This is a genomic window from Cognatilysobacter tabacisoli, assembly GCF_003586305.1.
Lineage (GTDB): Bacteria > Pseudomonadota > Gammaproteobacteria > Xanthomonadales > Xanthomonadaceae > Cognatilysobacter_A > Cognatilysobacter_A tabacisoli.
This window is the reverse complement of the sequence record NZ_KZ987400.1, coordinates 143,919-170,068: the sequence shown is the minus strand read 5'-3', so window position 1 is coordinate 170,068 and position 26,150 is coordinate 143,919. Positions and strand designations below refer to the sequence as shown.

Below are 26,150 nucleotides of genomic sequence, written 5' to 3'. Positions count from 1 at the left end.
CGGCCCAACGTACGGAAGAGCGCCCACGCTGCCGCGGCCCCGGTGGGGCCGCATGTGCGGAATGTCAGGGGATCGTGCGTCGGCACGACCCGGCGCGCGCCGGGCCGGGCGCGCGGGCCGCGCTCAGCCGGCGGCGCTCAGCCGGCGAGCGCCGCCAGCGCCGCGTTGAGCGTCGCGCTCGGTCGCATCGCCGCCGACAGCTTGGCCATGTCCGGCTGGTAGTAGCCGCCGATGTCGACCGGCTTGCCCTGCACCGCGGCGAGCTCGGCGACGATCGTCGCCTCGTTGGCGGTCAGCGCCTCGGCGAGCGGGGCGAAGCGCGCCTTCAGCCCGGCGTCGGCGTCCTGCGCGGCCAGCGCCTGCGCCCAGTACATCGCCAGGTAGAAGTGGCTGCCGCGGTTGTCGATGCCGCCGACCTTGCGCGACGGCGACTTGTCGGTGTCGAGGAACTTCGCGTTGGCCGCGTCGAGCGCGTCGGCGAGCACGCGCGCGCGGGCGTTGCCGGTGGTGTCGGCCAGGTGCTCGAGCGACGCGGCCAGCGCAAGGAACTCGCCGAGCGAATCCCAGCGCAGATAGTTCTCCTCGACGAACTGCTGCACGTGCTTGGGCGCGCTGCCGCCGGCGCCGGTCTCGAACAGGCCGCCGCCGGCCATCAGCGGCACGATCGACAGCATCTTCGCGCTGGTGCCCAGCTCCATGATCGGGAACAGGTCGGTCAGGTAGTCGCGCAGCACGTTGCCGGTGACCGAGATCGTGTCCTGCCCGCGGCGGATGCGCTCGAGCGAGAACTTCATCGCGTCGACCGGCGCGAGGATGCGCAGGTCAAGCCCGGCGGTGTCGTGGTCCTGCAGGTAGCGCTCGACCTTGGCGATCACGTTGCGGTCGTGCGCGCGCGCGGCGTCGAGCCAGAACACCGCCGGCGTGTTCGACAGGCGCGCCCGGTTGACCGCGAGCTTGACCCAGTCCTGGATCGGCGCGTCCTTGGTCTGGCACATGCGCCAGATGTCGCCGGCCTGCACGGCGTGCTCCATCAGCACGGTGCCGGCCTCGTCGATCACCCGCACCGTGCCGTCGGCGGGGATCTGGAAGGTCTTGTCGTGGCTGCCGTACTCCTCGGCCTTCTGCGCCATCAGGCCGACGTTCGGCACCGAGCCCATCGTCGCCGGGTCGAACGCGCCGTTCGCCTTGCAGTCGTCGATCACGACCTGGTAGATGCCGGCGTAGCAGCGGTCCGGGATCACCGCCTTGGCGTCCTGCAGCTGGCCGTCGGCGTTCCACATGCCGCCGCTGTCGCGGATCATCGCCGGCATCGACGCGTCGACGATCACGTCGCTGGGCACGTGCAGGTTGGTGATGCCCTTGTCGGAGTTGACCATCGCCAGCGCCGGGCGCGACGCGTACTGCGCGGCGAGGTCGGCCTCGACCTGCGCGCGCACGTCGGCCGGCAGCTGCGGCAGGCGCGCGACCAGGTCGCCGATGCCGTTGTTGGCATCGAAGCCGACCTCGTCGAGCACCGCGGCGTGCTTGGCCAGCACGTCGGCGTAGAAGCGCTTGACGACGATGCCGAACATGATCGGGTCGGAGACCTTCATCATCGTCGCCTTCAGGTGCAGCGAGAACAGCACGCCGCGATCGCGCGCGTCGGCCAGCTGCGCGTCGACGAACGCCGACAGCGTCGAGGCGCTCATCACCGCCGCGTCGATCAGCTCGCCGGCGCCGACTTTGACGCTGCTCTTGAGCAGGCTGCTGCGGCCGTCGCGGCCGACCAGCTCGATCTTGACGCTGCCGGCCTTCTCGATCAGCGCCGACTGCTCGCTGCCGTAGAAGTCGCCGCCGTCCATGTGCGCGACGTGCGACTTCGAGTCGGCGCCCCACTTGCCCATGCGGTGCGGGTGCTTGCGCGCGTACGCCTTGACCGACGCCGGCGCGCGGCGGTCGGAGTTGCCTTCGCGCAGCACCGGGTTGACCGCGCTGCCCATCGCCTTCGCGTAGCGCGCCTTGATCTCCTGCTCCTGCTCGCCGCGCGGCTCCTCCGGGTAGTCCGGCAGCGCGTAGCCGTGGGCCTGCAGCTCGGCGATCGCGGCCTTGAGCTGCGGCACCGAGGCGCTGATGTTCGGCAGCTTGATGATGTTCGCTTCCGGCGTGGTCGCCAGCTGGCCGAGCTCGGTCAGGTCGTCGGCGACCTTCTGTGCGTCGGTCAGGCGCTCGGGGAACAGCGCCAGGATGCGGCCGGCGAGCGAGATGTCGCGGGTTTCGACCGCGATGCCGGCGGGGGCCGTGAACGCCTCGACGATCGGCAGCAGCGACTGGGTGGCCAGGTACGGGGCCTCGTCCGTCAGCGTGTAGAGGATCTTCGGCGTGTTGGGCATGGTGGCGTCGGCTCGCAGGGGGACGGGAGGGCGGGACGGGCGGGGCCGGCGCGGGGCCGGGACCGCGGTCGAGCGGCACGCGCACGTGGGCGGCGGACCGGTCGCCAGCGCGCCGGATCGGCCGCGCAGCCCTGCATTGTCGCGGTTTCACCGGGAGCGCGGAACCCCGCGCGGCGCGTGCACCGCGACGCACGCAGGCGTACGGTGGGCCGGGGCGCACGCCCACGCGGCACGTCCGCCGCGCACGCGCGGATGCGTTGGACCGGTCATCGCAGACCGCTGCAATTCAGTGCGCAGGCGCCACAATGCTCCCGTGTGCCGCGAGGGCCGCGGCGCCGCGACCGGAGACCGATGTGGGCAGGTGGCTTTTCCCGTTGGCGATGTGCCTGGCGCTGGCCGCATGCGGCGGCGGCCCGGCGGCCGACGACGCGGAAGCACCCACCGTGACCCTGGCCGATGCCGACGCGCCCGTGCGCAGCGGTGCGGCGACCCGCCGCCGCGTGGCCGGCGACGCGCCGACCTACTACCCCGACGTCACCTACTGGCCCCCGGTCAGCCTCGACGGCGGCCGTGCCCGGATCAGCTGCGAGTACGACTACGCCGCGCACGGCGACGGCGAACCGCTGGCGACGCTCGAGTTCTTCGGCGTCGTCGAAGCGCTGCAGGACTGCCGCGAGCTCGGCCTGGTCCGCGTCCGCTACGAGGGCCGCATCGATGCCGGCTTCACCGCGCTGGTGCAGCGCGTGGCCGAGGTGGCCGACCGCATGGAGATCGGCACCCGCCTGCTCGACCTCGACTCCGCCGGCGGCCACGTCGAGGAGGCGATCAAGGCCGGCGACCGCATCGGCGAGTCCGACTGGACGGTCTGGGTGCGCCGCGACTCGCTGTGCCACAGCGCCTGCGTGCTGATCCTGGCCGCCGGCGACCAGCGCACCGTCGACGGCAAGGTCGGCATCCACCGGCTGATGCGCGACCGCTCGACCGCCAGCACCCGCGCTGAACTCAGCGCGGAACTCGCCCAGGTCAACGGCGAGCTGCGCCAGTACCTGGCGCGCAACGGCGCGGCCGAGACCCTTGCCGACCTGATGATGACGGTGCCGAACCGCAACCTGCGCCTGCTCAAGCCCGAAGAGCTCGACCTGTACGGCCTGCAGGGCACCAACCCGGTCGAGGACGACCTCAATCGCATCCGCGTCGCGCGCAAGTGCGGCGAGGACTTCGCCCGCCGACGCGATGCGTTCCAGCGCGCGTTCGACGAGCGCTGCATGGCGACCGGCAAGGCCTACGGCGCGATGGCGTCGTGCGGCCTCGCGCTGTACCCGCGCTTCGGCTTCCCCGATCCGGAATGCCCGGACGACGCGCCGCTGGCCGCGCTGCCGAAATCGCGCGCGGGCGCCGCGCCGCTTGCGACGCCGGCCGGCGGGCGCGGCGCGGCCGAGTAGTTCAGCAATCGGCGCAGTTCAGGCGCCGGCGCAGGCGTCGCCCGGCGCGTTCGCGAACTCCACCCAGTCCGACGGCTGCAGCGGGGCCAGCCCGTGGCGTTCGCGCGCGCGGTCGCACTGCGGGCTCGCGCTGCCGTCCTCCCACGCCGCGGCGAGATCGCGGCACGGCGACGGCCGCAGCGGGTAGATCGTGCAGTGCGCGTCGACGCCGACCGCGCCGGCGAGCGCGACGCAGCGCAGCGGCGGCGCGTAGGTGCCGCGCATCACGACGCGGTGCGGGTCGAGCCGCTCGGTCAGCGCCGGCGGCGTCGCGCCGCCGAGCTCGGGCGCGGCCTCGGACCAGTGGAAGGCCACGCGCAGCGCGGCGCAGCAGGCGCCGCAGCGCAGGCAGGGGTGGGTCGACATCACGGCGCGTCGGGCGGTACGTCGGGCGCGCGGCGCCCGGGGCGGGACGGCGCGCTCAGGCGCTGCAGCACTTCTTGTACTTCTTGCCGCTGCCGCACGGGCACGGCTCGTTGCGCTCGGGCGTGGCCTCCTTGCGGATCGGCTCGCGCGGCGTCAGCGCGTCGATGCGGTGCAGGTGCAGGTCGGCGAGCATGCCCGGCAGCCCGGCGATCACTTCCAGCCGCTCGCGGTAGCCGACCGGTGTGCCCGGCTCGGCGGGGTCCTCGCCGACCACCTCGCCGCTGGCGAGCTGGTCGAAGCGGCCGAAGATCTCGTCGATCCAGTCGTTGTCGTCGAGCCACGCGTCCCACTCGGCCTCGGCCAGGCCGACCCCGGTGAAGAAGCCCATCGCCCAGTCGCGGCCGACGTCGAGTTCGTCGGGCTGCTCGGCCTCGGCCTCCTCGGGCAGCCACAGCAGCGGGGCCAGGTGGTCGGGCAGATCGTCGTCGCCATACCGCACGCGCGCGGCGACCATGTTCCAGTGGCTGAGCAGCAGGTCCTCGACCGACGCGCGCTCGGCGTCGTCGCCCCAGCGCGGCGCCTTGCCGCCCCACACGATCGGCTGCCACTGCTCGAACGGCACCGTGGTCGGGCCGACCGCCAGCGCGGACAGGAAGCCGTCCAGCGCTTCGAGGTTGAAGCCCTTGAACGGCACCGCGCGCTGGTCGAGCAGGTCGGACAGGCGGTCGATCTGGGCGTCGTCGAGGTACGGGGAGGCGGGCATCGGGGGCACTTCGCTGGGCGGGGCAGGCGCGCATGGTAGTCCCTGCGCGCGTACGGCGGCGCGACAATGCGCCGATGAAGCGACCCGTCAAGCGACCCGACCCCAGCGCCGCGTGCCCGTGCGGCCGCGGCCCCGACTACGCGCGCTGCTGCGGCCCGCTGCACGCCGGCGCCGCCGCGCCGGATGCCGAGGCGCTGATGCGCTCGCGCTACAGCGCCTACGTGCTCGGCGACGCCGACTACCTGCGCGCCAGCTGGCACCCGGACACCTGCCCGGCCGAACTCGACCTGTCCGACGCCGCGGCGACGCGCTGGCTGGGGCTCGACGTCAGGCGCCACGCGATCGACGACGCCGACCACGCCACCGTCGAGTTCGTCGCCCGCTACCGCGTCGGCGGCGCGCCGGCAGTGCGGCTGCACGAACGCAGCCGCTTCGCGCGCGTCGAGGGGCGCTGGCTGTACATCGACGGCGAGGTCCAGGCGCGCTGATCCACGCGCGGCGCCGGAGCGGGCACCGTGCAAAAAAACGGCGCGATGTCGCCATCGCGCCGATGCGTGCCCGCCGCGCGGCGGGGGAGAGAGGGAGCGCGCCGCGCGGCCCTGCGCTTACTTGACCTCGAACTCGCGGGTCTGGACGGTCATGCCGTCCATCATCACCGCCAGCGTGTACTTGCCGGCCGGCCAGCCGTCGGGCTTGCTGATCTCGAAGTTGGTCACGCCGGTGCCGGTCAGGTTCACGTCGCGCGATTCCTCGTGCACGGTCTGGCCGTCCTGGTAGGTCCACTTCGCCGACAGCTTGCCCGGCACGGTCGCGGCCGGATCGCTGGTCGAGGTCGACACCGCGGCGATGATCTTGTCGGTCGGCTTGAACGTCGTCGACGGCGCGGTGACCTTCATGTCGGCGCCGACGGCGGTGCCGAGGTCGACCGACGTGACCGAGGCGGACGCGGCCGGGGTCGGCATCCTCGGCGCCGGTGCCGGAGTCGTGGCGACCGGCGGGGTCACGACCGCCTCTTCCTTCTTCTTGCAGCCGACCAGGGCGATCGAGCCCAGCAGGGCGGCGGCGACGGCGGTGTGCAGGGTGCGGCGGTTGAGGTGCATCGGGTTCATGGGGGTCTCCTGTCCAGGGAAGGGGTGGGGCGGGTGCGTGTCGGCTCAGTCGTGCAAGTCGTCGTCGGCCGGGATCCTGAGCACCTGCCCCGGCTGGATGCGGTCGGGGTCGTCGAGCTGGTCGCGGTTGGCGTCGAAGATCCGGCGCCAGCGGCCGGCCTTGCCGTAGAAGTGCTGGGCGATGTGCGACAGCGTGTCGCCCTTGATGACGGTGTACATCTGCTCCGACGGGGCGCCGCCGGTGATTTCCTCGGTCGAACGCACGCTGCCCTGCACGTTGCCGAAGTCCGCCTGCGGGCGGATCTGCTCGGTGCTCGTCACCTTGCCCTGTACGTTCGAGAAATCGGCTTTCTTGTCGCTGCTCATGCGTGGGGTCTCCCCGTCGGGTGTCGACGCGGGGGACCATGGCACGGCCCGTGTTAAGGCGAGATGGCGCGCGCGTGAAACCCGGCCGTCACGCGCGTCGCGGCGGTGCGGCTACTGGCGCTCGTCGCGGCCCGGCGTGGGCGCGGCGCGGTCCGCCGTCGCGCGCCACGGGTTGATGTCCAGTCCGCCGCGGCGCGTGTAGCGCGCCTCGACCGACAGCGACTCCGGCCGCGCGCGCGCGCGCAGGTCGGTGAACACGCGCTCGACGCACTGCTCGTGGAACTCGGCGTGGTCGCGGAACGACACCAGGTAGCGCAGCAGCGCGGCGCGATCCAGGCGCGGGCCGCGGTAGGCGATCGAAATGCGCGCCCAGTCCGGCTGGCCGGTGACCGGGCAGTTCGACTTCAGCAGCGCGCTGGTCAGGGTCTCGTCGACGATCGCGTCGGCCTCGATCGCCAGCAGCGCCGCGTCCGGCGGCCCGTAGCAGTCGATGTCGACGTCGAGTCCGTCGATCGATTCCGCGCGCGCGTGCGCCTCGGCTTCGTCGATCGGCGGCAGCCCGAACGCGACGTCGACCGGTGCGCCGGCGCACGCCGACAGGTCGGCGGCCATGCGCGCCGCGACCTCGTCGTCGGACCCGAAGCGGGTGGCGTTGAACGAGTTGAGGTACAGCTTCAGCGACTTCGATTCGACCAGGTTCGGCGAGTGCGCCGGCACGGTGATGGTCGCCGTCGCCACGCGCGGCTTGCCGCGGCCGTCGAGCCAGCTCAGCTCGTACGCGTGCCAGCGGTCGACGCCGACGAAGCCCGGCGCCGCGTCGTCGACGCCGATCGCGGCGCGGCCGAGCGCGCGCGGGATCGGGTACAGCAGCGCGGCGTCGTAGCCGGTCGGGTAGTCGACGTGGCGGCCCAGCGGGAGGTCGGTCGGGTTCATTACAGCATTATCGCGCGCCGTCGCCGCCACCGCCTCGCCGGCTGCCCGCTCAGCCGTCGCCGTGCAGGTAGTCGAGGGTGACCTGCAGCATCGCGCGCAGGCCGACGTCGAGCGCGGTCTCGTCGAGCAGGAACTTCGGCGAATGGTTGCTCGGCGCGGCCACCGGGTCGATGCCCGGCCCGGTCGCGCCGACGAAGAAGAACATCGCCGGCACCTCGCGCGCGTAGTACGAGAAGTCCTCGGCGCCCATCTGCAGCGACGGCTCGACCACGTTCGCCGCGCCGACCACCGCCTCCAGGCTCGGCCGCATCCGCGCGGTCAGCGCCGGGTCGTTGGCCGTCACCGGGTTGCCCTCGCCGTCGGGCACGCTGGCGACCGCGGTCGCGCCGTGCGCCGCGCTGACGTGCTCGGCGACGTTCTTCAGGTCCTTGAAGATCGCCGCGCGCACGCCCTCGTCGAAGGTGCGGATCGTGCCGACCAGTTCGACCTGGTCGGGGATGATGTTGTAGCGGATGCCGCCGTGGATCGAGCCGAAGCTGACCACCGCCGGCAGCTTCGACACGTCGGTGCGGCGGCTGACGATCGTCTGCGCGCTGGAGACCAGGTCGGCCGCCGCGACGATCGGGTCGATCCCGCCCCACGGCCGCGAGCCGTGCGTCTGCCGGCCCTTGATGACGATGTTGAAGCGGTCCGAGGCGGCCATCAGCGGGCCCTGGCGCACGCCGATCGTGCCGACCGGCAGGGTCGAGAACACGTGCAGCCCGAACATCGCGTCGGGCCTGAAGTCCTTGAACAACCCTTCGGCCAGCATCACCGACGCGCCGCCGGTCTCGCCGACCGGCGCGCCCTCCTCGGACGGCTGGAACACCAGCATCACCGAGCCGGGCAGGTCCTTGCGCATCGCGACCAGCGCATCGGCGACGCCGAGCAGGATGCCGGTGTGCGCGTCGTGGCCGCAGGCGTGCATAACCCCGGTCGTCTGGCCGGCGAACGTGGTCGTCACCTTCGACGCGAACGGCAGGCCGGTCTGTTCGGTCACCGGCAGCGCGTCCATGTCGGCGCGCAGCGCGACGCGCGGGCCGGGCTTGCCGCCCTCGATGATCGCGACGACGCCGTGCCGGGCGATGCCGGTCTTCGGCGTCAGGCCGAGCGCACGCAGGTGCTCGGCGACCTTCGCCGCGGTGCGCTGCTCGCGGTTCGACAGCTCCGGGTGCTGGTGGAAGTCGCGGCGCAGCGCGACCACGTCGGCCTGCACCCGGCGGGCCGCGGCGTCGACCTCGGGGCGCACGCTCGACTGCGCGGCGGCGGAGAACGCGAACAGGCCGGCGCAGGCGAGCAGCGGCGACAGCAGCGAGGGGTGCGGTGCGCGCATGGTCGGTTCCGTGGGAATGAGCGTATGGCCGACGATGCTAGCGCGCCGCTCGCGCCGCGTGCGACGCTCCGGCCTCCGCCCCAGGTCGAACCCGCCGATGAACGACGCCGCACGCCCTGCCACTGCGCCGCTGCACGGCGACGCCGCGCTGGTGCGCGCGATCGGCTCGTTCGCGCTGGCCGCGGCGGTGATCAACGTCATCGTCGGCGGCGGGATCTTCCGCATGCCGTCGGCGCTGTCGACGCAGATGGGCGCGGCGGCGCCGCTGGCGCTGGTCGCCGGTGCGCTGGCGATCATCCCGATCGCGCTGTGCTTCGCCGCGGTCGGCAGCCGCGTGCAGGCGACCGGCGGGCCGTACAGCTACCTCACCGCGACGTTCGGCACGTTCGCCGGTTTCCTCGGCGGCGCGCTGCTGTGGATCAGCAACTTCACCTCGAGCGCCGGCGTCGCCGCCGCGCTGTCGGTGCAGGTCGCCAACCTGGTGCCGGCGTTCGCGCCGCCGCTGCCGCGCGCGCTGCTGATCACCGCGGTGTACGCGACGCTGTTCGCGTTGAACGCATTCGGGGTGAAGCTCGGCGCGCGCGCGATCGCGGTGCTGGCCGCGCTGAAGCTGACGCCGCTGTTCCTGCTCGCCGGCATCGGCGTGTTCTTCGTCGACTGGTCGCAGGTCAGCTTCGCGGTCGGCGACGTGCCCAGCTGGGGCGCGCTGGGCGCGTCGATGGTGCTGGTGATGTTCGCTTACTCGGGCATGGAGACCGCGCTGGTGCCGTCGGGCGAGGTCACCGATCCGGCGCGCAGCGTGCCGCGCGCGACGATCGCCGCGATCCTGCTGGTCGTGCTGCTGTACCTGGGCCTGCAGATCGTCGGCCAGGGGCTGCTCGGCGCGCGGCTGGCCGACAGCGGCGTGCCGGTCGCCGACACCGCCGCGGCGCTGTGGGCGCCGGGGCGCACCCTGCTGCTGGTCACGGCGTGCATCTCGATGGCCGGCTTCCTGATGGGCAACCTGCTGGGCACCTCGCGGCTGGTGTTCGCGCTCGGCCGCGACGGCTACCTGCCGCGCGTGTTCGGCAACGTCACCGCGACCCACCGCGTGCCGATCCTCGCGCTGGCCGCGCACGCCACGCTGGCATGGGTGCTGGCGCTGCTCGGCAACTTCGACACGCTGGCGCTGATCTCCGGCGGCGCGATCTGTGTGGTCTACGGGCTGGTCAGCCTGGCCGCGTGGCGCGCGCAGCGGCTGGACCTGCGCGAGCGCGGCACGCCGTTCGTGCTGCCCGGCGGCGCGGCGGTGCCGGCGCTCGCGCTGGCGGCGATGCTGGCGATCGTGACCACGCTGAAGGCGCAGGAGTGGCTCGCGATCGGCGTCGCGCTGGCGGTGCTGGTCGCGGTGTACGGGTTCGTCGCCGCGCGCCGGCGCGCCGCCGGCTGATTCACCTGCCCGCTGATTCGGGACGGCGCGCCGATCAGCCGCGGTGCTCGAGCGCGAGGTATTCGGCGCTCTGCATCTCGATCAGGCGCGAGGCGGTGCGCTCGAACGCGCCGGCCAGCTTGCCGCCGGCATAGAGCTCGACGGGAGCCGCCGCCGCGGTGCAGACCAGGTTGACGTGGCGGTCGTACAGCTCGTCGACCAGGTGCACGAAGCGGCGCGCGGCGTCGCCGTTGGCCGCGTCGGTGAACACCGGGATGCCGCCGACCAGCACCGTGTGGCATTCGGTCGCGATCTCGATGTAGTCGCTCGCCGCGCGCGGGCCTTCGCACAGCGCGGCGAAGTCGAACCACGCGTGGCCTTCGGCCAGCGCGCGCACCGGGATCGTGCGGCCGTCGATCTCCCAGACGGTCGCGGCGTCGCGCGGGCAGGTTGCGGTCAGCTCGCGCCAGCGCTCGTCGAGCCACGCATCCGACTGCGGGTCGAGCGGCGCGCGATAGACGGGCGAGCGGGTCAGCGCGCGCAGCCGGTAGTCGTTCGGGCTGTCGAGGTGCACGACCGCGCAGTGCGCTTCGATTTGCGCGATCGCCGGCAGGAAGCGGTCGCGCTGCAGGCCGTCCTTGTACAGGTCGCCCGGCGCGGCGTTGGAGCTGGTCACCAGCGCGACGCCTTCGGCGAACAGCCGCTCCATCAGCCGGCCGAGCAGCATCGCGTCGCCGATGTCGATCACGAAGAACTCGTCGAGCACCAGCACCCGCAGTTCGCGGCGCCACAGCCGCGCGATCGTCGCCAGCGGGTCGCGCTCGCCGGCGTGCGCGCGCAGCTGTGCGTGCACCTCGCGCATGAAGCGGTGGAAGTGGATGCGGCGCTTGCCGCCCAACCGCGGGTCCGGGCGCTGCGCGCTCGCGCCGACGCCGATCGGCGCGGTCGCGTGGCCGGCGCCGACGTCGGCCAGCGGCAGGCCGTCGAAGAACAAGTCGATCAGGAAGGTCTTGCCGCGGCCGACGCCGCCCCACAGGTACAGGCCGCGCGGGGCCTCGGGGGGCTTTCCGAACAGGTTCGACAGCAATCCGCGCGGCGGCGCGGCGACGAGCGCGTCGTGCAGGCGGTCGAGCTCGACCAGCGCCGGCTGCTGGGCCGCATCGAAGCTCCAGTCGCCGCGCTGCACGCCGGCGGCGTAGGCCGCGGACGGACGCAGGGTCGCGCTCATGCGCGCGGCCGCGCCGCGCGGGGCGGCGCGCGATGGCCGGCGCGTCGGCTCATGCGGCCGGCGACTCCGGCGGCAGGTAGGCGTGCACGCCGTGCTTGATCGCGCCGCGCAGGTCGATCAGCCGGCGGTGGAAGAAGTGGCTGGTGTCCGGCATGCGCACGATCTCGGGCGGCTCCGGCAGCGCCTCGAGCCAGCGGTACACCGCCTGCGCGTCGACGATCTCGTCGGCATCGCCCTGGATCACCAGCCACGGGCAGCGCGGCGGCGGCAGCGCTTCGATGTTCCAGCTGCGGCCGGCCGGCGGCGCGATCGACAGCAGGAAGTCCGGCTCGACGTCGCCCGCGCACTTCAGCGACACGTACGCGCCGAAGCTGAAGCCGCCCAGCCACAGCTGCGCGTCCGGGCGGTGCCGGCGCACCCACGCGACCACCGCGAGCAGGTCCTCGGCTTCGCCGCGGCCCTCGTCGAACGCGCCCTCGGACTGGCCGATGCCGCGGAAGTTGAAGCGCACCGTGGTCGCGCCGGACTCGCGCAGCGCGCGCGCGGCCATCGTCACGACCTTGTTGTGCATGGTCCCGCCCTCGGTCGGCAGCGGGTGGCAGACGATCGCCACCAGCGGGCGCGGGGCGGACTCGGGCAGCTCGACGCTGGCCTCGAGCGCGCCGGCGGGGCCGGGCAGCAGCACGGTCGCATCGGCGGTGGGGAAGTCGGGGACGGCCATCGCGCCATGATACGGCGCCGCGTTCACGCGCCGTGACCGCGCACCGGCCGCGTTGCCGGTCGAGGCGGCCCACACCAACGAAAACGCCGCCCGGAGGCGGCGTTCGCGAATCGGCGCGTCGACGGCGCTTACTGCAGGTTGGCGACCATCCAGTCGACCGTGGCGATGACCTGCTCGTCGGTCAGCGCCGGGTTGCCGCCCTTGGCCGGCATCACGCCGGCGGCGCCGGTGTAACCCTCGATCGCGTGGCGGTGCATGGTCTCGCTGCCCTGCGCGATGCGCGCGGTCCAGGCCGAGGCGACCAGCATCGGCGCGCCACCGGCGCCCGACTTGTGGCAGCCCGCGCACAGGTTGTCGTAGATCACCGCGCCGTCGAGCGTGCCGCCGTAGGCGACCTGCGAGGCGGCGGCCGCCATGGCGGCAGCGGCCGCGGCGGCCTGCTGGGCGGCGCCGGTGCTGCCGGCGTAGACCGCGCCGACCGGCGCGATGCGGCGTTCGGTGGCCTTGGCCGCGGCCACGCTGGGCTCGCGCGGGATCTGTCCGTTGATCACGATCGAGCCGATGATCAGGCCGACGGTCACGACCATCAGGAACACGATCACCAGCGAGAATTTCTTCAGGAACTCGAGGTCGTAATTACGCACGATCCACCTTTAGGACACGTCCGCGGACCGGACGCGTTCGACAGTCGAAAGCCAATTGAGCCGGCCGCCGGCGCGACCGCCCGCCATTATAGGACCGGCCCCGGTGCCGAGGCACGGAGATGGCGCGCCCGGAGGGATTCGAACCCCCGACCAATGGCTTCGGAAGCCACTACTCTATCCGGCTGAGCTACGGGCGCCTGGCGATTCCCGCGGTCCGTGCAGCACGTGCAGGGCCTCGCGGGGCTGGCATTCTAGCGGCAAATGCGCGGCAGCGGGCTGCCTGCCGCCCCGCGCGCCCCGCGCCGTTCCCCTTCCGGCCGATCGATGAGCTACGAACGCTTCGAAACCCCCGCGCGCCGCCACTGGCGCGAGCGCCTGGCGGCGTACTGGCAGCTGGTGCGCGGAGACCGCCCGATCGGCTGGCTGCTGCTGCTGTGGCCGACCTGGTGGGGGCTGTGGCTGGCCGCAGGCGGCGTGCCGCCGTGGTGGCCGCTGCTGGTGTTCACCCTCGGCGTGTGGCTGACGCGCTCGGCCGGCTGCGTGATCAACGACTACGCCGACCGCTGGCTGGACCCGCACGTCGAGCGCACCCGCAATCGCCCGCTGGCGACCGGCGCGGTGTCCGGGCGCGAAGCGCTGATCGTGTTCGCGGTGCTGATGCTGGTGGCGTTCACGCTGGTGCTGACGCTGAACCGGCTCACCATCGCAATGAGCGTGGTCGGCGTGCTGCTGGCCGCCAGCTACCCGTACCTGAAGCGCTACACCTACCTGCCGCAGGTCTACCTCGGGCTGGCGTTCGGCTGGGGCATCCCGATGGCGTTCGCCGCGGTCCGCGGGGAGGTGCCGGCGGTGGCGTGGCTGCTGTACGTGGCCAACATCCTGTGGGCGACCGCGTACGACACCTGGTACGCGATGGTCGACCGCGACGACGACCTGCGGATGGGCAGCAAGTCGACCGCGATCCTGTTCGGCGAGCTCGACCTGGCCGCGCAGGCGGTGCTGTACGCACTGTTCTTCGCGGCGCTGGGGCTGGTCGGCCAGCGCGGCGCGCTCGGCCTGTACTGGTGGATCGGGCTCGGCGTCGCGGCGCTGCTCGTCGCCTGGGAGTTCCGCATCGCCCGCCACCGCAAACGCGACGCGTGCTTCCGCGCGTTCCTGCACAACCACTGGGTCGGGCTGGCGGTGTTCGCCGGGCTGGCCGCGGACCTGGCGCTGCGTCCGGCCGCGTAGCTGCTGGGCGCGCCGGCCGAACGGTCGCGACCGTTGGGGGCCTCCGGGCTTCCTGCGACCGGCATTCGCGTGACGGGGAGGAAGTCACCGTGACTTGCGCCGCGCGCGCGCCGCGCCGCCCGCTGCTGCAATGCGCGCGGTCTCCCATCGCCCGTGCCGCCATGCCCCGGATCGCCTTCGCACTGCCCGCCCTGCTTGCGCTGCTGCCGTCGCCGGCCGCCGCGCAGGACGCCGCCCCGTCGCGCGAGCACTTCGCCCCGCGCGGCATGGAGCGCAGCTACCACGACTACCACTACAGCCCGGTCGTGCGCGTCGGCGACATGGTCATCGTGTCCGGCATTCCGGCCGGGCGCGGCGACACCTACGAAGCCAAGGTGCGCGCGATGTTCGAGTCGCTGCGCGCGCACCTGGCGACCGCCGGGGCGACGCTGGCCGACGTGGTCGAGCTGACCAGCTTCCACGCCGGCGCGACCGACAGCGCGACGTTCGGCGCCGAATTCGCCCGCTTCGCGCCGATCCACCACGAGTTCTTCCCAGACCACTACCCGGCGTGGTCGGCGGTGGGCACCACCGCGCTGCTGCAGCCGGGCGCACCGGTCGAGCTGCGCGCGGTCGCGGTGATCGGGTCGGGCCGGGCGCCGCGCGCCGACATCGCGCGCCCCACGGCGCGCCCGGCCCCGCCGCCGCCCGCTCCGGCACCGGCACCGACACCGACGCCCGCCGGCGGCGGCTGAGCGTCACGGCACCCGCGCGCACACCCAGGCATCGATCCGCGCGACGCCGGCCCGCCGCAGCGCATGCGCGGCCGCGCGCAGCGTCGCGCCGGTGGTCATGACGTCGTCGACCAGCGCCACGTGCGCCGGCAGCGCCGCGCCCGGACGGACCGCGAACGCGTCGCGGACGTTGCGCCGGCGCGCGTCCGCGTCGAGCCGCGACTGCGGCGCGGTCAGGCGGGTGCGCACCAGGGCCTCGGCGAGCAGCGGCAGCCCGAGCGCGCGCGCCAGCGGCCGGGCCAGCTCCAGCGCCTGGTCGTAGCCGCGGGCGCGCAGCCGCGCGCGGTGCAGCGGCAGCGGCACCACCGCGTCGGGTCGCGGCGCATCGGCCAGCGCTTCGGCCATCAGTTCGGCCAGCAGCGCGCCGGCGGTCAGGTCGTCGTGGAACTTGAAGCGCGGCAGCAGGCGGTCGAGCGGCGCGGCGTACAGGCAGGCCGCGCGCACCGTCGCGAGCGGTGAGCGGGCGGACTGGCATGGGCCGCACAGCCGCGCGCCCTCGCCGCCGTCGACCGGCGCGCCGGGGGGCAGCGGCAGCGCACAGCCTGCGCACGCGTCGGCCAGCCACGGCAGCGCGTCGAAACACGGTGCGCACAGGTCCGGCCCGTCGCCGGCCGGCGCGTCGCACAGCAGGCAGGTGCCCGGCCACAGCAGCCGCGCGGCGTCGTGGCGCAGCCAGAACGCCAGCCGCGCGCGGCGGCCGTCAACTTTCGTCGGGGGAGCTTGGTTGACAGGGCCGGGCATGGTTTCCAGACTGCCGGCCTCGGCCGGTCCGGTCTGTCGGAAGTCCCCCATGTCCGCTGTTGTTGCCCCCCGCGCCGCCGGGTCGGAGAAGTCCGACGCGCTGCGCCACGACTGGTCGCGTGCCGAGGTCCGCGCGCTGTTCGACCTGCCGTTCCCGGAACTGCTGCACCGCGCCGCGACCGTGCACCGCGCGACGTTCGACCCCGCCGAGGTCCAGGTCAGCACCCTGCTGTCGGTCAAGACCGGCGGCTGCCCCGAGGACTGCGGCTACTGCCCGCAGGCGGCGCGCTACCACACCGGCGTCGACGCCACGAAGCTGATGAGCACCGAGGCGGTGCTCGAGAAGGCCCGCCAGGCCAAGGCCGCCGGCGCCTCGCGCTTCTGCATGGGCGCGGCGTGGCGCTCGCCGAAGGACCGGGACATCCCGAAGGTCGCGGCGATGATTTCTGAGGTCAAGGCGCTCGGGCTCGAGACCTGCGCCACGCTCGGCATGCTGTCGGGCGACCAGGCCCGCGCGCTGCGCGACGCCGGCCTCGACTACTACAACCACAACCTCGACACCGCGCCGGAGTTCTACGGCGAGGTCATCCACACGCGCGAGTTCCAGGATCGCCTCGACACCCTCGGCCACGTCCGCGACGCCGGCATGAAGACCTGCTGCGGCGGCATCGTCGGCATGGGCGAGACCCGCGACCAGCGCGCCGGCCTGCTGCAGGCGCTGGCCAACCTGCCGGCGCACCCGGACTCGGTGCCGATCAACCGGCTGGTCCAGGTCGAGGGCACGCCGCTGAACGGGACCGCCGAGCTCGACCCGTTCGAGTTCGTCCGCACGATCGCCGTCGCCCGCCTGCTGATGCCGCGCTCGATGGTGCGGCTGTCGGCCGGCCGCGAGGCGATGAGCGACGAGCTGCAGGCGCTGTGCTTCCTGGCCGGGGCCAATTCCATCTTCTACGGCGAGAAATTGCTGACGACCGGCAACCCCGACACCGAGCGCGACATGGCATTGTTTGCACGTCTCGGCCTGCGCCCCATGCAGGTGATCGAGTCACCTGCACATGGCCGGGGGGGCACCGTGCACGCCGACATCATCGAACTGCCCGCGATCGACGGGCCGGGCGTCGCCGACGCCGCACCGTCCGCGTCCTGCGCGGCTGCCGCGCAGGCCTGACGATGGCCCGCGCGCAGTGGCGTGAGCGGATCGAGGCGGCCGCGGCCGAGCGCGTCGCCGCCGCGCGCGTGCGCTCGCGCCGCAGCGTCGGACACCGCGACGGCGCCCGGGTCGAAGTCGACGGGCGCAGCCTGCTGAACTTCTGTGGCAACGACTACCTCGGCCTGTCCCAGCACTACGCCGTGGTCGGCGCGCTGCAGGACGCGGCCGCGCGCGAGGGCGCCGGCGGCGTTGCCTCGCACCTGGTCTGCGGCCACCACGCGCTGCACGACGCGCTCGAGAAGGAGCTGGCCGACTGGCTCGGCGCGCCGCGCGCGCTGCTGTTCGGATCGGGCTTCCTCGCCAACCTCGCGGTGCTGCAGGCCCTGCTCGGCGACGACGACGTCTGCGTGCAGGACCGCCTCAACCACGCCAGCCTGGTCGACGCCGCGCGGCTGGCCGGCTGCAAGCTGCGCCGCTACCCGCACGCCGACGCCGAGGGCGCGCTGCGCCAGTTGCGCGCGCAGCCCGAAGGGCTCGCGCTGCTGGCCACCGACGGCGTATTCAGCATGGACGGCGACATCGCCCCGCTGAAGGAGCTGGCGCTGGTCGCGCGCGTGCAGAAGGCGCTGCTGTACGTCGACGACGCGCACGGCGTCGGCGTGGTCGGCGCCGACGGTCGCGGCAGCGTCGCCGCGGCGAAGCTGTCCACCGCCGAGGTGCCGCTGCAGCTGGTCACGCTCGGCAAGGCGCTCGGCGGCTACGGCGCGGCGCTGGTCGGCGACGCCGACCTGCTCGACCACCTCGCGCAGAGCGCGCGCCCGTACATCTACACCACCGCGCTGCCGCCTGCGCAGGCCGCGGCGACGCTGGCCGCGGTCAAGCTGGCGCGCGGCGAGCACTGGCGACGCGATCGCCTGGCCGAGCTGGTCGCGCGCTTCCACGAGCGCGCCGACCGCGTCGGCCTGGCGCGGTTGCCGTCGGACACGCCGATCCAGCCGGTGCTGTGCGGCGACAACGCGCGCGCGCTGTCGATGGCCGGCACGCTCGAGCGCGCCGGCTACTGGGTCGCGGCGATCCGCCCGCCGACCGTGCCGGAAGGCCGCGCGCGGCTGCGCGTCACGCTCAGCGCGCTGCACGGCGTCGCCGACGTCGACGGCCTGGTCGAGACCATCGCGCGCGCGCGCGATCGCGCCGAGGCCGAGGCGCGCGTCGCCGAGATGGGCCTGCTGGCCTCGGCCTGACGAGCGCGCACCCGATCCCCCGTCGACGCGGCCGCGGCCGCGCCGTCCCCCACGCAGCAGACATCGCATGCACATCGAAACGCGCGGGCGCGGCCCGGCGCTGGCACTGATCCACGGCTGGGCGATGCACGGCGGCCTGTTCGCGCCGCTGGTCGAACGCCTCGAGCACCGCTACACGCTGCACCTGGTCGACCTGCCCGGCCACGGCCACGCGCGCGACAGCGACACCGCGCTCGAGCCGGCGACGCTGGCCGCCGCGCTGGTCGCGCGCGTGCCCGACGCGGTGTGGCTGGGCTGGTCGCTCGGCGGCCAGTTCGCGCTGCGCGCCGCGCTCGACCATCCGGACGCGGTGCGCGGGCTGGTGATGCTCGCCTCGTCGCCGCGCTTCGTCGGCGACGCCGCCGACGGTTGGCCGCACGGCGTGCGCTCCAGCCTGTTCCGCGAGTTCGGCGACGCGCTGCGGCGCGACTTCCGCGGCACGCTCGAGGGCTTCCTCGCGCTCGAGGCGCTCGGCTCGGCGCACGCGCAGGACGAGCTGCGGCGCCTGCGCGCGCAGGCGTTCGAGCGCGGCGAGCCGAGCGAGCACGCGCTGCTGCAGGGCCTGGTACTGCTCGACCGACTCGACCTGCGCGGCGAACTGCCGGGGCTGCGCGTGCCGAGCCTGTGGGTGTCCGGCCGCCGCGACAAGCTGGTGCCGTCCGGCGCGATGCCGGCCGCGGCCGCGCTGGCGCCGGATGCGCGCAGCGTCGTGATCGCCGACGCCGGCCATGCGCCGTTCCTCGGCGCCGCCGACGCCGTTGCCGACGCGATCGTCGAATTCGTCGACGCGCTGCCGGCGTCGCAGCCCGCGCGCGCCGCCGGGGCCGCGCGATGAGCGCATCGCCGCCGCTGTTCGACCACCGCCAGGTGCGCCGCGCGTTCTCGCGCGCGGCCGCGCACTACGACGATGCCGCCGCGCTGCAGCGCGAGGTTGGCGCGCGGCTGTCGGAATCGCTCGACTACTACGACGACCCGTCGCGCGGCGCGGCGCCGCCGGCGGTCGTCGTCGACCTCGGCTGCGGCCCCGGCCACGCCGCGCTCGCGATGCAGCAGCGCTGGCCGAAGGCGCAGGTGCTGGCGATCGATCTCGCGCCGGGCATGGCGCAGGCCGCGCAGCGCAACGCCGGCGCGCGCCGCGGGCTGTTCGACTTCGGCCGCCGGCCGCGCGCGCTGTGCGCCGACGCGCGCGCGCTGCCGCTGCGCGACGCGAGCGTCGACGTGCTGTATTCGAACCTGTGCCTGCAGTGGGTCGAGGACCTGCCGGCGGTGTTCGCCGGCTTCCGCCGCGTGCTCAGGCCGGGCGGGCTGCTGCTGGTGTCGACGTTCGGGCCGGACACGCTGTTCGAGCTGCGCGGCGCGTTCGGGCAGGCCGACGACGCGCCGCACGTCAGCCCGTTCGCGTCGATCGCGCAGTTCGGCGACGCGATGATCGCCGCCGGCTTCAAGGACCCGGTGCTCGACCGCGACGAGTTCACGCTCGGCCACGCCGACCTCGGCGCGCTGATGCGCGAGCTGCGCACGCTCGGCGCGACCAACGCGATGCGCGGCCGGCGGCGCAGCCTGACCGGCCGCGCGCGCTTCGCCCGCGCGGCCCAGGCGTACGAGCCGCTGCGCCGCCCGCCCGGCGAACCGCTCGGCGGGCTGCTGCCGGCGACGTGGGAGGTCATCTACGCGCACGCCTGGGGGCCGCCGCCGGGCGCGCCGATCCGCGTCGGCGGCGTCGACGAGGTCCGCGTGCCGGTCGGCGCGATCCCGGTGCGCCGGCGGTGAACGCGCCGATGCGCCGCGTCGCCCTGGTCGCGGTCGGCGTGTCGCTGCTGTCGGCGCTGTTCTTCACCTGCACCTACGTGCTCAACCGCGCCGCGGTCAACGCCGGCGGGCACTGGGCGTGGACGGCGGCGCTGCGCTACCTGATCACGCTGCCGCTGCTGCTGGCGGTGATGCGCTGGCAGGGCGGCGTCGCGCCGGTGTGGCGCGCGATCGCGCGGCACCCGGGCGCGTGGCTGCTGTGGAGCGGCATCGGCTTCGTCGTGTTCTACCTCGGGCTCAGCTACGCCGCCGCGAGCGGCCCGGCGTGGCTGGTCGCCGGCACGTTCCAGCTGACCGTGATCGCCGGGATGCTGGTCGCGCCGCTGCTGTACCGCGGCGCCGGTGCGCGCGACCACCGCGCGCGGATCCCGCGCGCGGCGATGGCGGCCGGGCTGGTGGTCGTCGCCGGCGTGCTGCTGATGCAGGTCGGCCACGCCGGCGGCGCGCTCGACCGCGGCGCGTGGCTCGGCCTGCTGTTCGGCGCGATCGCCGCGTTCGCGTACCCGCTCGGCAACCGCGGGCTGCTGCTGCACCTCGAGCGCCACCACCCGGCCGGCGAGCCCGAACTCAACGCGACCCAGCGCGTGTTCGGCCTGACGCTGGCGAGCCAGCCGCTGTGGTGGGCGATCGCCGCGGTCGCGTGGGCGCAGCTCGGGCCGCCGCCGGCCGGGCAGGTGTGGCTCGCCGCGGGGGTCGCGCTCGGCGCCGGCGTGATCGCGACGGTGCTGTTCTTCCAGGCCACCGGCATGGTCCGCCACGACCCGACCGGGCTGGCCGCGGCCGAGGCGATGCAGGCCGCGGAGATCCTGTTCGCGACGGTGATCGGCGCGCTGTGGCTGGGCGAGGCGTGGCCTCAGGGCCGCGCGCTGCTCGGGGCCGGCGTCGTCGTGGTCGGCATCGTCGCCTTCAGCATCGTCGCCGCGCGCGCCGCGTCGGGCGATCGCCACGCGACCCAGGAGCTGCGCGGCGACCGCGGCGCGTGACGCCGCGCGCTACCGCGGCGGCGCGACCGGCTCGACGCGGAACAGCACGCGGCCCTCGTACGGCGCGCCGAGCGGCGACGCGCGGTAGCCGAGCGCGCCGATCCGCGCGGCCAGCGCCGGCCACTGCGCCTGCTTGCAGACCCACACCACGTGCGGCTCGCGCTCGGCCAGCTCGGCGGCGAGCGATTCGTCGAACGCCGGATTGAAGCGCGCCTGCGGTGCATCGCCGAGCGAGACCTTCTCGATCTGCACCCCGCGCCCGAGGTGGACGTGCAGCCCGTAGCGCGCCATGTCCTCGACGAACACCACCTCCTCGATGCGCTCCGGCGCGCGCGCGCGGATCGCCTCGGCCCATGCTGCCGCGTTCTTGTGCGTCGGCCACGCCGCCGCGCCGAGCTTCAGCGCCAGCAGCAGCGCCGCCCACGCCGCCAGCCACGGCCAGCGCGGCAGCGCGCGGCCCTCGCGGCCGTGCTGCAGCGCGACCAGCAGCGCCAGCGGCGCGAACAGCGGGAGCAGGTACAGCGGCAGGCGCGAGCGCGACGCGCAGAACACCGCCAGCGGCAGCAGCACCCACAGCGCCAGCAGCAGCCACGGCGCGTCGTCGGCGCGCCGCGCGCGGTCGCGCCGCCACGCGCGCGCTTGCGCCGGCAGTCCGTGCGCCCAGCGCAGCAGCGTCGGCGTCCACGGCAGCGTGCCGACCAGCAGCGTCGGCGCGTACACCTTCAGCCATCCGTACCACTCGCCGTTGCGTCCGAACTCGTTCGTCGTCACCCGGTTCACGACTTCGTCGCCGATGAAGTACGCGAACAGGCCCGGGTTGCCGTGGATCACCGCGACGTACCACGGCAGCGCCAGCAGCGCGAACAGCCCCAGCCCCGACCACTGCAGCACCCGGTGGGTGCGCGGGCCCGGCACCAGCGCGTCGGCGGCGACGACCACCAGCAGCGGCAGCAGACCTGGCGGCCCCTTGGTCAGGAACGCCAGCGCGAAGCCCACCCACATCAGCGCGACCCACGCCAGTTCACGCGCACCCACGCGCGGCGCCGCGGCGGCCGCGCCGAAGCGCGCCTCGACATACCCCCACATCGCCAGCGTCGAGAACGCCGCGAGCAGGTAGTCGGTGGTGATCAGCTGCGACGCGCCGAACGGCAGCAGCATCGTCGCGTAGGCGAGCGCGGCGACGGGCGCGTGGCCCGGCGCGAGCCGGCGGCCCAGCCGCCACACCAGCCAGGTCGACAGCAGGTACGCCAGCGCGGCCGGCAGCCGCGCGGCGAACGCGTTGGCGCCGAACGCGGCGACGCTCGTCGCGATCGCCCAGTACGTCAGCGGCGGCTTGGTCCAGTGGCCGACTTCGTGGCTGCGGCGCGGATTGAGCCAGTCGCCGCTGTCGAGCATGTTCAGCGCGACGTTGGTGTAGCGGCCCTCGTCCGGGTCCCAGATGCCGCGGCTGCCGAGGAACGCCAGCGCGAGCACCAGCGCGAGGCCGGCGATCCACGGCAGGGGAGAGCGCAGCGGTCGCGGCATGCCGTCGGGGTCGCGCAAGAGGTGCGGCGCAGGGTAGCGGCGCGACCGGTAAGAAATACGTTACTTGCCGCGCCCCCCGACCAAGGTCGATGCGCGCGGCCGCATCGCGGCTCAGCGCACCTGCGCGAGCCAGTCCTCGAGGTTGTAGTAGTTGCTGACCCGCGCGATGCGGCCGTCGCGGATCGCGAAGAACGCGCCGCCGGGCAGCACGTACGCCTGGCCGCGCGCCGGCGGCAGGCCGGCGTCGTCGGCGAGGTACTGGCCGTGCACGACGTACTCGGCCGCCGCGCGGGTGCCGTCGGGCGAGACCATCACGACGATGTCGCGCAGCTGTTCGCGGTAGCTCGCCGCCATCCGCTGCAGGAACGCGGCGAACGCGTCGCGGCCGACTTCACGCGGGCCCTGGTTGAGGTCGTGGACGACGTCGTCGGCCAGCAGCGCGAGCATGCCGTCCCAGTCGCCGCGGTTGAACGCGGCGTAGTAGCCGAGCAGCAGCTCGGTCGCGCGGTCGTGGGTGCGGGTGCCGTCGATCTTCATGGGGTGTCCTGGGCGGGGGTGGCGAGCGCGAGCAGGCGGGGCAGCGCGTCGAGGTCGACGTTGCCGCCGGACAGGATGATGCCGACGCGGCGGCCGGCGAAGCGTTCGCGGTAGCGCAGCACCGCGGCCAGCGGCACCGCGCACGACGGCTCGATCACCACCTTCAGGCGCTCCCATACCAGCCGCATCGCCGCGACGGTTTCGGCGTCGTCGACCAGCAGGATGTCGTCGACGTGCGCGCGCAGGATCGGGAAGGTCAGCGTGCCGAGCTCGGCGCGCAGGCCGTCGCTGATCGTGTCGACCGGGCGGCCGGTGACGCGCGTGCCGCTGGCGAGCGAATCGTGCGCGTCGCGGGCGCCTTCGGGCTCGGCGCCGAGCACGCGGATCGACGCGTCGATGCCGTGCGCGGCGATCGCGGTGCCCGACAGCAGTCCGCCGCCGCTGACCGGCGCCATCACCGTGTCGAGGCCAGGCGCCTGCTGCAGCAGCTCGAGCGCCGCGGTGCCCTGGCCGGCGATCACGCGCGGATCGTTGAACGGGTGGACCAGCACGCCGCCGGTGTCGGCCAGCACCTGCGCGGTCACCGCGTTGCGCGCGGCCTGGCCCGGATCGCAGTGGACGATGCGGGCGCCGAAGTCGGCGATCGCGGCGAGCTTGATCCGCGGCGCGTCGTGCGGCACCACCACGGTCGCGGCGATGCCGCGCAGGCGGCAGGCCAGCGCGATCGCGGCGCCGTGGTTGCCGGAACTCTGCGTCACCACGCCGCGCGCGGCCTCGTCGTCGCTCAGCGACAGCACTGCGTTGCTGGCGCCGCGGAACTTGAACGCGCCGATGCGCTGCAGGTTCTCGCACTTGAAGTGCAGCTCGCAGCCGGCCAGCGCGTCGAGCGAGCGCGAGCGCATCACCGGGGTCACCCGCGCCTGCGGCGCGATGCGCGCGGCCGCGGCGAGGATGTCGCTGAAGTCGACCGCCAGCGGCTCGCCCTTCGGCGGGTGGGCGGGGTGGGACGCGGACGACGGATCGGTCAGGGCGGCGCTCATCGCGGCATGGTAGCCGCTTGCCGTCGCCGCCCGCGTCGCGCGCGCGACGTCAGCCGGGCTCGGCGACCGGCGCGGCCGGACGGCGGTTGAGCAGGCTGACCGCCGCCGAGCCGGCCACCGCCAGCAGCGCGCCGAGCCAGCCGAGCCACGTGATGCGTTCGGCCGCGAGCCACTGCGGGAACAGCGCGTGCACGACCGCGGCCGCGCCGAGGCACAGCAGCGGCGTCGTCGCCAGCACCGCCGACACGCGCGAGGCCTCCCAGTGGGCGAGGGCCTCGGCGAACGCGCCGTACGCACCGACGGTGTTGAACGCGCAGAACAGCAGCAGCGCCCAGTGCACCCCGTCGAGCCGCAGCAGCGCAGACGGCGTCGCGAACGGCCACAGCGCCAGCGCCGCGAACGCGTAGATCGCCAGCAGCACCTGCATCGAGCCGAGCTTCACCAGCAGCTGCTTCTGCGCCAGCGCGTACACCGCCCACACCACGGCGGCGACCAGCACCAGCGCCGAGCCGAACACGTAGGCGCCCGGGCGGGTCGCGCTGGACGCGAGCGACTCGGCCGCCGACGCCAGCGCCAGCTGGTCGTGGAAGAACAGGCCCAGGCCGGCCACCAACACCGCCAGGCCGAGCCACTGCCCGCGGTGGAAGACCTCGCCGAACACCCAGATCCCGCCCAGCGCCATCAGCAGCGGCGCCAGCTGGATCAGCAGCTGTGCGTTCGCCGGCGAGGTGTGCTGCACGCCCAGCAGGTAGAACACGTAGTTGCCGACCAGCATCAGCGCGGCGACGCCGAGCAGCGTCCACCCGCGCCGCCCGAGCGCGCCGTAGCCGCGCAGCTTGCCGCGCAGCCCCAGCCACGCCGCGGTCACCAGCGCGGCGACGAGGAAGCGGAACCAGGTCAGCGTCAGCGGATCGAGCGAGTCGAGCACCAGCTTCAGCGCGATCGGCAGCGTCGCCCACGACAGCGCGGTGATCAGCGACAGGGTCAGGCCCAGCCGCCAGTGGCCGGACGCGCGGTGCAGGGTCATCGTGGCGTCCGAGGGCGGGGCGGCGCATGCTGGCACCGCGCGCTCCCGTCGGCAATGCGCCCGGCAAAGGCAGCGCGGCCGCTGAACCCTTCAGCGGTACGCGTGGCCGTGACGGCAGGGTTAAGCACGAGTTCAATCCGCCGGACCGAAGCTGCGGTCTCGACCCTGGGGGGCTCCGCCATGATCCGCAAACTCCTTGTCCCGCTCGCAGCCGCGCTGCTGCTGGGCGGCTGCGTCACCGGTTACGGCTACCGCGCCGGCGCCGGCGACTACTACTACGGTCAGCCAAGCACCCAGTACCGCTACTACGGCAGCTACCCGTACTACGGCGGGGTCGGCGGCTATCCCTATTACGGCGGCTACGGCAGCTACGGCTACCCGTACCGTTACGGCTACGGCTATCCGACGCGCCCGTATTACTACCGGCCGGGCTACCCGTATTACGGGCACCCGTATCGGCCGCACTACCCGCGACCCCCGGTCACCGGCACGCCGAACCCGAACCCCGACTACCGCCCGCGCGATCGCGACGGCTCGCCGTGGCGCAACCTCGACCAGCTGCGCCGGCGCCAGCAGGCCGACGGCGGCGCGCTGCGTCCGGCCCCGTCGGGCATCAGCGGCGCCGCGCCGCGCCCGGTGATTTCGTCGCCGGCGCCGCGCCGCGACGACTCGGGACTGGGCCAGCGCATCCGCCAGGCACAGGAGGCGCCGCGCCGCCGCACGGTCCAAGAGCAGGAGCCGTGACCGAAGTCTCTTGCGCGACGCGCCTCGTCACCTCACAGTAGGGCCACTGACGGTCTGCGTCGGCAAGTGACGCAAACCGCGACCGGCAAGTGCCCATGTCGGCGCCCGGCGAGGAATTCACGGATCCCCCCTGTTCCGTCCTTGTCGGGCGTCGGCGCCTCGCCGGCCCCGTGCCGCGACCACCGCCGGCACCTCCAGCCCGAAACCCTGCAGACCGCGCCCACGCTGGCGCCCAGCGCATTGGCACCGATTCGCGTGTCGATCGCGGATGGGTCACCGCGGCGTCGGGATCGACGCATCGTCGAACCGGCGATGCGGATCGGGCAGACAAAAAAAGGGGCCGAACGTCCCCCGACATTCGGCCCCCGTGCTTCCCCATGCGAGCGCTTGGCCAGCCCCTGTTCCAATTCCGACCGGCGCTTAGCGCCTGCCCCGCTGGGTGCAAGGAGTATGTCGCAGGAACCGTGCCAACTTTGGCGGGCCGATCCCGCGCTGTCGCCGGCGGCCCCGGTCCGAACGGCCTAGAATGCGCGCGCGCCAACGGCGCGATGG

Annotated in this window: 26 protein-coding genes and 1 tRNA gene; 11 read left to right on the top strand and 16 right to left on the bottom strand. The window is 74.0% G+C overall.

What is annotated here, in order from left to right; genetic code table 11:
- Positions 1 to 137: 137 nt before the first annotated feature.
- Positions 138 to 2,369, bottom strand: a complete 2,232-nt coding sequence (locus D3A60_RS00740) for an NADP-dependent isocitrate dehydrogenase (protein ID WP_119716814.1) — start codon at positions 2,367 to 2,369, stop codon at positions 138 to 140.
- A 353-nt stretch (positions 2,370 to 2,722) separates the two neighbouring features.
- Here D3A60_RS00740 and D3A60_RS00735 point away from each other — a divergent pair, with 353 nt between their 5' ends.
- The gene (locus D3A60_RS00735; RefSeq protein WP_196778601.1) at positions 2,723 to 3,811 is read left to right on the top strand and encodes a COG3904 family protein; all 1,089 of its coding nucleotides are present in this window, start codon (positions 2,723 to 2,725) and stop codon (positions 3,809 to 3,811) included.
- Between the two features lie 18 nt (positions 3,812 to 3,829).
- Here the strand turns inward: D3A60_RS00735 and D3A60_RS00730 are convergent, their stop codons facing one another.
- On the bottom strand, positions 3,830 to 4,216 hold the full coding sequence (locus tag D3A60_RS00730; protein WP_119716813.1) for a YkgJ family cysteine cluster protein: 387 nt from the start codon (positions 4,214 to 4,216) through the stop codon (positions 3,830 to 3,832).
- A gap of 55 nt (positions 4,217 to 4,271) precedes the next feature.
- Positions 4,272 to 4,979: a UPF0149 family protein gene (locus D3A60_RS00725; protein ID WP_119716812.1), complete on the bottom strand. Its 708-nt coding sequence runs from the start codon at positions 4,977 to 4,979 to the stop codon at positions 4,272 to 4,274.
- A 74-nt stretch (positions 4,980 to 5,053) separates the two neighbouring features.
- Between D3A60_RS00725 and D3A60_RS00720 the strand changes: the two genes are divergently transcribed.
- Positions 5,054 to 5,467, top strand: coding sequence for a YchJ family protein (locus D3A60_RS00720; RefSeq protein WP_119716811.1), 414 nt, complete (start codon positions 5,054 to 5,056; stop codon positions 5,465 to 5,467).
- Between the two features lie 117 nt (positions 5,468 to 5,584).
- Here D3A60_RS00720 and D3A60_RS00715 read toward each other — a convergent pair whose 3' ends face one another.
- The 4 genes from D3A60_RS00715 to D3A60_RS00700 all read right to left on the bottom strand — a co-directional run bounded on the left by D3A60_RS00715 (position 5,585) and on the right by D3A60_RS00700 (position 8,759).
- Positions 5,585 to 6,088 carry a hypothetical protein gene (locus D3A60_RS00715; RefSeq protein WP_119716810.1) on the bottom strand — a complete coding sequence of 168 codons (504 nt, stop codon included), beginning with the start codon at positions 6,086 to 6,088 and terminating at the stop codon, positions 5,585 to 5,587.
- Between the two features lie 45 nt (positions 6,089 to 6,133).
- On the bottom strand, positions 6,134 to 6,454 hold the full coding sequence (locus D3A60_RS00710) for a LysM peptidoglycan-binding domain-containing protein (protein WP_119716809.1): 321 nt from the start codon (positions 6,452 to 6,454) through the stop codon (positions 6,134 to 6,136).
- Between the two features lie 111 nt (positions 6,455 to 6,565).
- Complete coding sequence (gene queF / locus D3A60_RS00705) at positions 6,566 to 7,387, bottom strand: NADPH-dependent 7-cyano-7-deazaguanine reductase QueF (RefSeq protein WP_119716808.1); 822 nt, start codon at positions 7,385 to 7,387, stop codon at positions 6,566 to 6,568.
- Positions 7,388 to 7,436: 49 nt separating this feature from the next.
- Positions 7,437 to 8,759 (bottom strand): amidohydrolase, encoded by a 1,323-nt coding sequence (locus D3A60_RS00700; protein WP_119716807.1) that lies wholly within the window; start codon positions 8,757 to 8,759, stop codon positions 7,437 to 7,439.
- A 97-nt stretch (positions 8,760 to 8,856) separates the two neighbouring features.
- Between D3A60_RS00700 and D3A60_RS00695 the strand changes: the two genes are divergently transcribed.
- On the top strand, positions 8,857 to 10,188 hold the full coding sequence (locus tag D3A60_RS00695) for an APC family permease (protein WP_157981363.1): 1,332 nt from the start codon (positions 8,857 to 8,859) through the stop codon (positions 10,186 to 10,188).
- Positions 10,189 to 10,222: 34 nt separating this feature from the next.
- Here D3A60_RS00695 and zapE read toward each other — a convergent pair whose 3' ends face one another.
- The 4 genes from zapE to D3A60_RS00675 all read right to left on the bottom strand — a co-directional run bounded on the left by zapE (position 10,223) and on the right by D3A60_RS00675 (position 12,957).
- Positions 10,223 to 11,395, bottom strand: a complete 1,173-nt coding sequence (zapE, locus tag D3A60_RS00690; protein WP_119716805.1) for a cell division protein ZapE — start codon at positions 11,393 to 11,395, stop codon at positions 10,223 to 10,225.
- Positions 11,396 to 11,444: 49 nt separating this feature from the next.
- Positions 11,445 to 12,116, bottom strand: a complete 672-nt coding sequence (locus tag D3A60_RS00685; RefSeq protein WP_119716804.1) for an alpha/beta hydrolase — start codon at positions 12,114 to 12,116, stop codon at positions 11,445 to 11,447.
- Between the two features lie 128 nt (positions 12,117 to 12,244).
- Entirely contained in the window at positions 12,245 to 12,760 is a 516-nt protein-coding gene (locus D3A60_RS00680) for a c-type cytochrome (protein WP_119716803.1), read from the bottom strand.
- 120 nt (positions 12,761 to 12,880) lie between these two features.
- A tRNA-Arg gene (locus tag D3A60_RS00675) sits at positions 12,881 to 12,957 on the bottom strand.
- A gap of 127 nt (positions 12,958 to 13,084) precedes the next feature.
- Between D3A60_RS00675 and ubiA the strand changes: the two genes are divergently transcribed.
- Positions 13,085 to 13,990, top strand: coding sequence for a 4-hydroxybenzoate octaprenyltransferase (gene ubiA / locus D3A60_RS00670; RefSeq protein WP_119716802.1), 906 nt, complete (start codon positions 13,085 to 13,087; stop codon positions 13,988 to 13,990).
- Between the two features lie 161 nt (positions 13,991 to 14,151).
- The gene (locus D3A60_RS00665; RefSeq protein ID WP_196778600.1) at positions 14,152 to 14,724 is read left to right on the top strand and encodes a Rid family hydrolase; all 573 of its coding nucleotides are present in this window, start codon (positions 14,152 to 14,154) and stop codon (positions 14,722 to 14,724) included.
- A 3-nt stretch (positions 14,725 to 14,727) separates the two neighbouring features.
- On the opposite strand, the gene D3A60_RS00660 is transcribed toward D3A60_RS00665, so the two are convergent.
- On the bottom strand, positions 14,728 to 15,555 hold the full coding sequence (locus D3A60_RS00660) for a ComF family protein (RefSeq protein WP_231120345.1): 828 nt from the start codon (positions 15,553 to 15,555) through the stop codon (positions 14,728 to 14,730).
- Here D3A60_RS00660 and bioB point away from each other — a divergent pair.
- The 5 genes from bioB to D3A60_RS00635 all read left to right on the top strand — a co-directional run bounded on the left by bioB (position 15,554) and on the right by D3A60_RS00635 (position 20,726).
- Complete coding sequence (gene bioB, locus D3A60_RS00655; RefSeq protein ID WP_119716801.1) at positions 15,554 to 16,672, top strand: biotin synthase BioB; 1,119 nt, start codon at positions 15,554 to 15,556, stop codon at positions 16,670 to 16,672. The two genes, D3A60_RS00660 and bioB, sit on opposite strands and share 2 nt — an antisense overlap.
- A 2-nt stretch (positions 16,673 to 16,674) precedes the next feature.
- Entirely contained in the window at positions 16,675 to 17,895 is a 1,221-nt protein-coding gene (gene bioF, locus D3A60_RS00650; protein WP_119716800.1) for an 8-amino-7-oxononanoate synthase, read from the top strand.
- Between the two features lie 67 nt (positions 17,896 to 17,962).
- The gene (gene bioH / locus D3A60_RS00645; RefSeq protein WP_119716799.1) at positions 17,963 to 18,769 is read left to right on the top strand and encodes a pimeloyl-ACP methyl ester esterase BioH; all 807 of its coding nucleotides are present in this window, start codon (positions 17,963 to 17,965) and stop codon (positions 18,767 to 18,769) included.
- Positions 18,766 to 19,704 carry a malonyl-ACP O-methyltransferase BioC gene (gene bioC / locus D3A60_RS00640; RefSeq protein WP_119716798.1) on the top strand — a complete coding sequence of 313 codons (939 nt, stop codon included), beginning with the start codon at positions 18,766 to 18,768 and terminating at the stop codon, positions 19,702 to 19,704. Before bioH ends, bioC begins: the two co-directional genes overlap by 4 nt.
- Before the next feature lie 8 nt (positions 19,705 to 19,712).
- Positions 19,713 to 20,726, top strand: a complete 1,014-nt coding sequence (locus D3A60_RS00635) for a multidrug resistance efflux transporter family protein (RefSeq protein ID WP_119717472.1) — start codon at positions 19,713 to 19,715, stop codon at positions 20,724 to 20,726.
- 9 nt (positions 20,727 to 20,735) lie between these two features.
- Here the strand turns inward: D3A60_RS00635 and D3A60_RS00630 are convergent, their stop codons facing one another.
- The 4 genes from D3A60_RS00630 to D3A60_RS00615 all read right to left on the bottom strand — a co-directional run bounded on the left by D3A60_RS00630 (position 20,736) and on the right by D3A60_RS00615 (position 24,854).
- Positions 20,736 to 22,250, bottom strand: a complete 1,515-nt coding sequence (locus D3A60_RS00630; RefSeq protein WP_119716797.1) for an ArnT family glycosyltransferase — start codon at positions 22,248 to 22,250, stop codon at positions 20,736 to 20,738.
- A 111-nt stretch (positions 22,251 to 22,361) separates the two neighbouring features.
- A complete protein-coding gene (locus D3A60_RS00625; protein WP_119716796.1) occupies positions 22,362 to 22,787 on the bottom strand; it encodes a ketosteroid isomerase-related protein in 426 nt (141 codons plus the stop codon).
- Positions 22,784 to 23,827: a pyridoxal-phosphate dependent enzyme gene (locus D3A60_RS00620; RefSeq protein ID WP_119716795.1), complete on the bottom strand. Its 1,044-nt coding sequence runs from the start codon at positions 23,825 to 23,827 to the stop codon at positions 22,784 to 22,786. Before D3A60_RS00620 ends, D3A60_RS00625 begins: the two co-directional genes overlap by 4 nt.
- Before the next feature lie 49 nt (positions 23,828 to 23,876).
- Positions 23,877 to 24,854: a DMT family transporter gene (locus D3A60_RS00615; protein ID WP_119716794.1), complete on the bottom strand. Its 978-nt coding sequence runs from the start codon at positions 24,852 to 24,854 to the stop codon at positions 23,877 to 23,879.
- A gap of 180 nt (positions 24,855 to 25,034) precedes the next feature.
- On the opposite strand from D3A60_RS00615, the gene D3A60_RS00610 reads away from it, so the two are divergent.
- On the top strand, positions 25,035 to 25,598 hold the full coding sequence (locus D3A60_RS00610) for a hypothetical protein (RefSeq protein WP_119716793.1): 564 nt from the start codon (positions 25,035 to 25,037) through the stop codon (positions 25,596 to 25,598).
- The last annotated feature ends 552 nt before the right edge of the window (positions 25,599 to 26,150 follow it).

Bases quoted from the DNA above. Each gene is read 5' to 3' on its own strand.
- bioB (WP_119716801.1), top strand. From the start codon at position 15,554: ATGTCCGCTGTTGTTGCCCCCCGCGCCGCCGGGTCGGAGAAGTCCGAC.
- D3A60_RS00695 (WP_157981363.1), top strand. From the start codon at position 8,857: ATGAACGACGCCGCACGCCCTGCCACTGCGCCGCTGCACGGCGACGCC.
- D3A60_RS00625 (WP_119716796.1), bottom strand. From the start codon at position 22,787: ATGAAGATCGACGGCACCCGCACCCACGACCGCGCGACCGAGCTGCTG.
- bioC (WP_119716798.1), top strand. From the start codon at position 18,766: ATGAGCGCATCGCCGCCGCTGTTCGACCACCGCCAGGTGCGCCGCGCG.
- queF (WP_119716808.1), bottom strand. From the start codon at position 7,387: ATGAACCCGACCGACCTCCCGCTGGGCCGCCACGTCGACTACCCGACC.
- D3A60_RS00710 (WP_119716809.1), bottom strand. From the start codon at position 6,454: ATGAGCAGCGACAAGAAAGCCGATTTCTCGAACGTACAGGGCAAGGTG.
- bioF (WP_119716800.1), top strand. From the start codon at position 16,675: ATGGCCCGCGCGCAGTGGCGTGAGCGGATCGAGGCGGCCGCGGCCGAG.
- D3A60_RS00665 (WP_196778600.1), top strand. From the start codon at position 14,152: ATGCCCCGGATCGCCTTCGCACTGCCCGCCCTGCTTGCGCTGCTGCCG.
- D3A60_RS00720 (WP_119716811.1), top strand. From the start codon at position 5,054: ATGAAGCGACCCGTCAAGCGACCCGACCCCAGCGCCGCGTGCCCGTGC.
- D3A60_RS00685 (WP_119716804.1), bottom strand. From the start codon at position 12,116: ATGGCCGTCCCCGACTTCCCCACCGCCGATGCGACCGTGCTGCTGCCC.
- D3A60_RS00730 (WP_119716813.1), bottom strand. From the start codon at position 4,216: ATGTCGACCCACCCCTGCCTGCGCTGCGGCGCCTGCTGCGCCGCGCTG.
- D3A60_RS00725 (WP_119716812.1), bottom strand. From the start codon at position 4,979: ATGCCCGCCTCCCCGTACCTCGACGACGCCCAGATCGACCGCCTGTCC.
- D3A60_RS00635 (WP_119717472.1), top strand. From the start codon at position 19,713: ATGCGCCGCGTCGCCCTGGTCGCGGTCGGCGTGTCGCTGCTGTCGGCG.
- D3A60_RS00715 (WP_119716810.1), bottom strand. From the start codon at position 6,088: ATGAACCCGATGCACCTCAACCGCCGCACCCTGCACACCGCCGTCGCC.
- D3A60_RS00700 (WP_119716807.1), bottom strand. From the start codon at position 8,759: ATGCGCGCACCGCACCCCTCGCTGCTGTCGCCGCTGCTCGCCTGCGCC.
- D3A60_RS00740 (WP_119716814.1), bottom strand. From the start codon at position 2,369: ATGCCCAACACGCCGAAGATCCTCTACACGCTGACGGACGAGGCCCCG.
- D3A60_RS00630 (WP_119716797.1), bottom strand. From the start codon at position 22,250: ATGCCGCGACCGCTGCGCTCTCCCCTGCCGTGGATCGCCGGCCTCGCG.
- bioH (WP_119716799.1), top strand. From the start codon at position 17,963: ATGCACATCGAAACGCGCGGGCGCGGCCCGGCGCTGGCACTGATCCAC.
- D3A60_RS00615 (WP_119716794.1), bottom strand. From the start codon at position 24,854: ATGACCCTGCACCGCGCGTCCGGCCACTGGCGGCTGGGCCTGACCCTG.
- D3A60_RS00610 (WP_119716793.1), top strand. From the start codon at position 25,035: ATGATCCGCAAACTCCTTGTCCCGCTCGCAGCCGCGCTGCTGCTGGGC.
- D3A60_RS00620 (WP_119716795.1), bottom strand. From the start codon at position 23,827: ATGAGCGCCGCCCTGACCGATCCGTCGTCCGCGTCCCACCCCGCCCAC.
- zapE (WP_119716805.1), bottom strand. From the start codon at position 11,395: ATGAGCGCGACCCTGCGTCCGTCCGCGGCCTACGCCGCCGGCGTGCAG.
- ubiA (WP_119716802.1), top strand. From the start codon at position 13,085: ATGAGCTACGAACGCTTCGAAACCCCCGCGCGCCGCCACTGGCGCGAG.
- D3A60_RS00660 (WP_231120345.1), bottom strand. From the start codon at position 15,555: ATGGGGGACTTCCGACAGACCGGACCGGCCGAGGCCGGCAGTCTGGAA.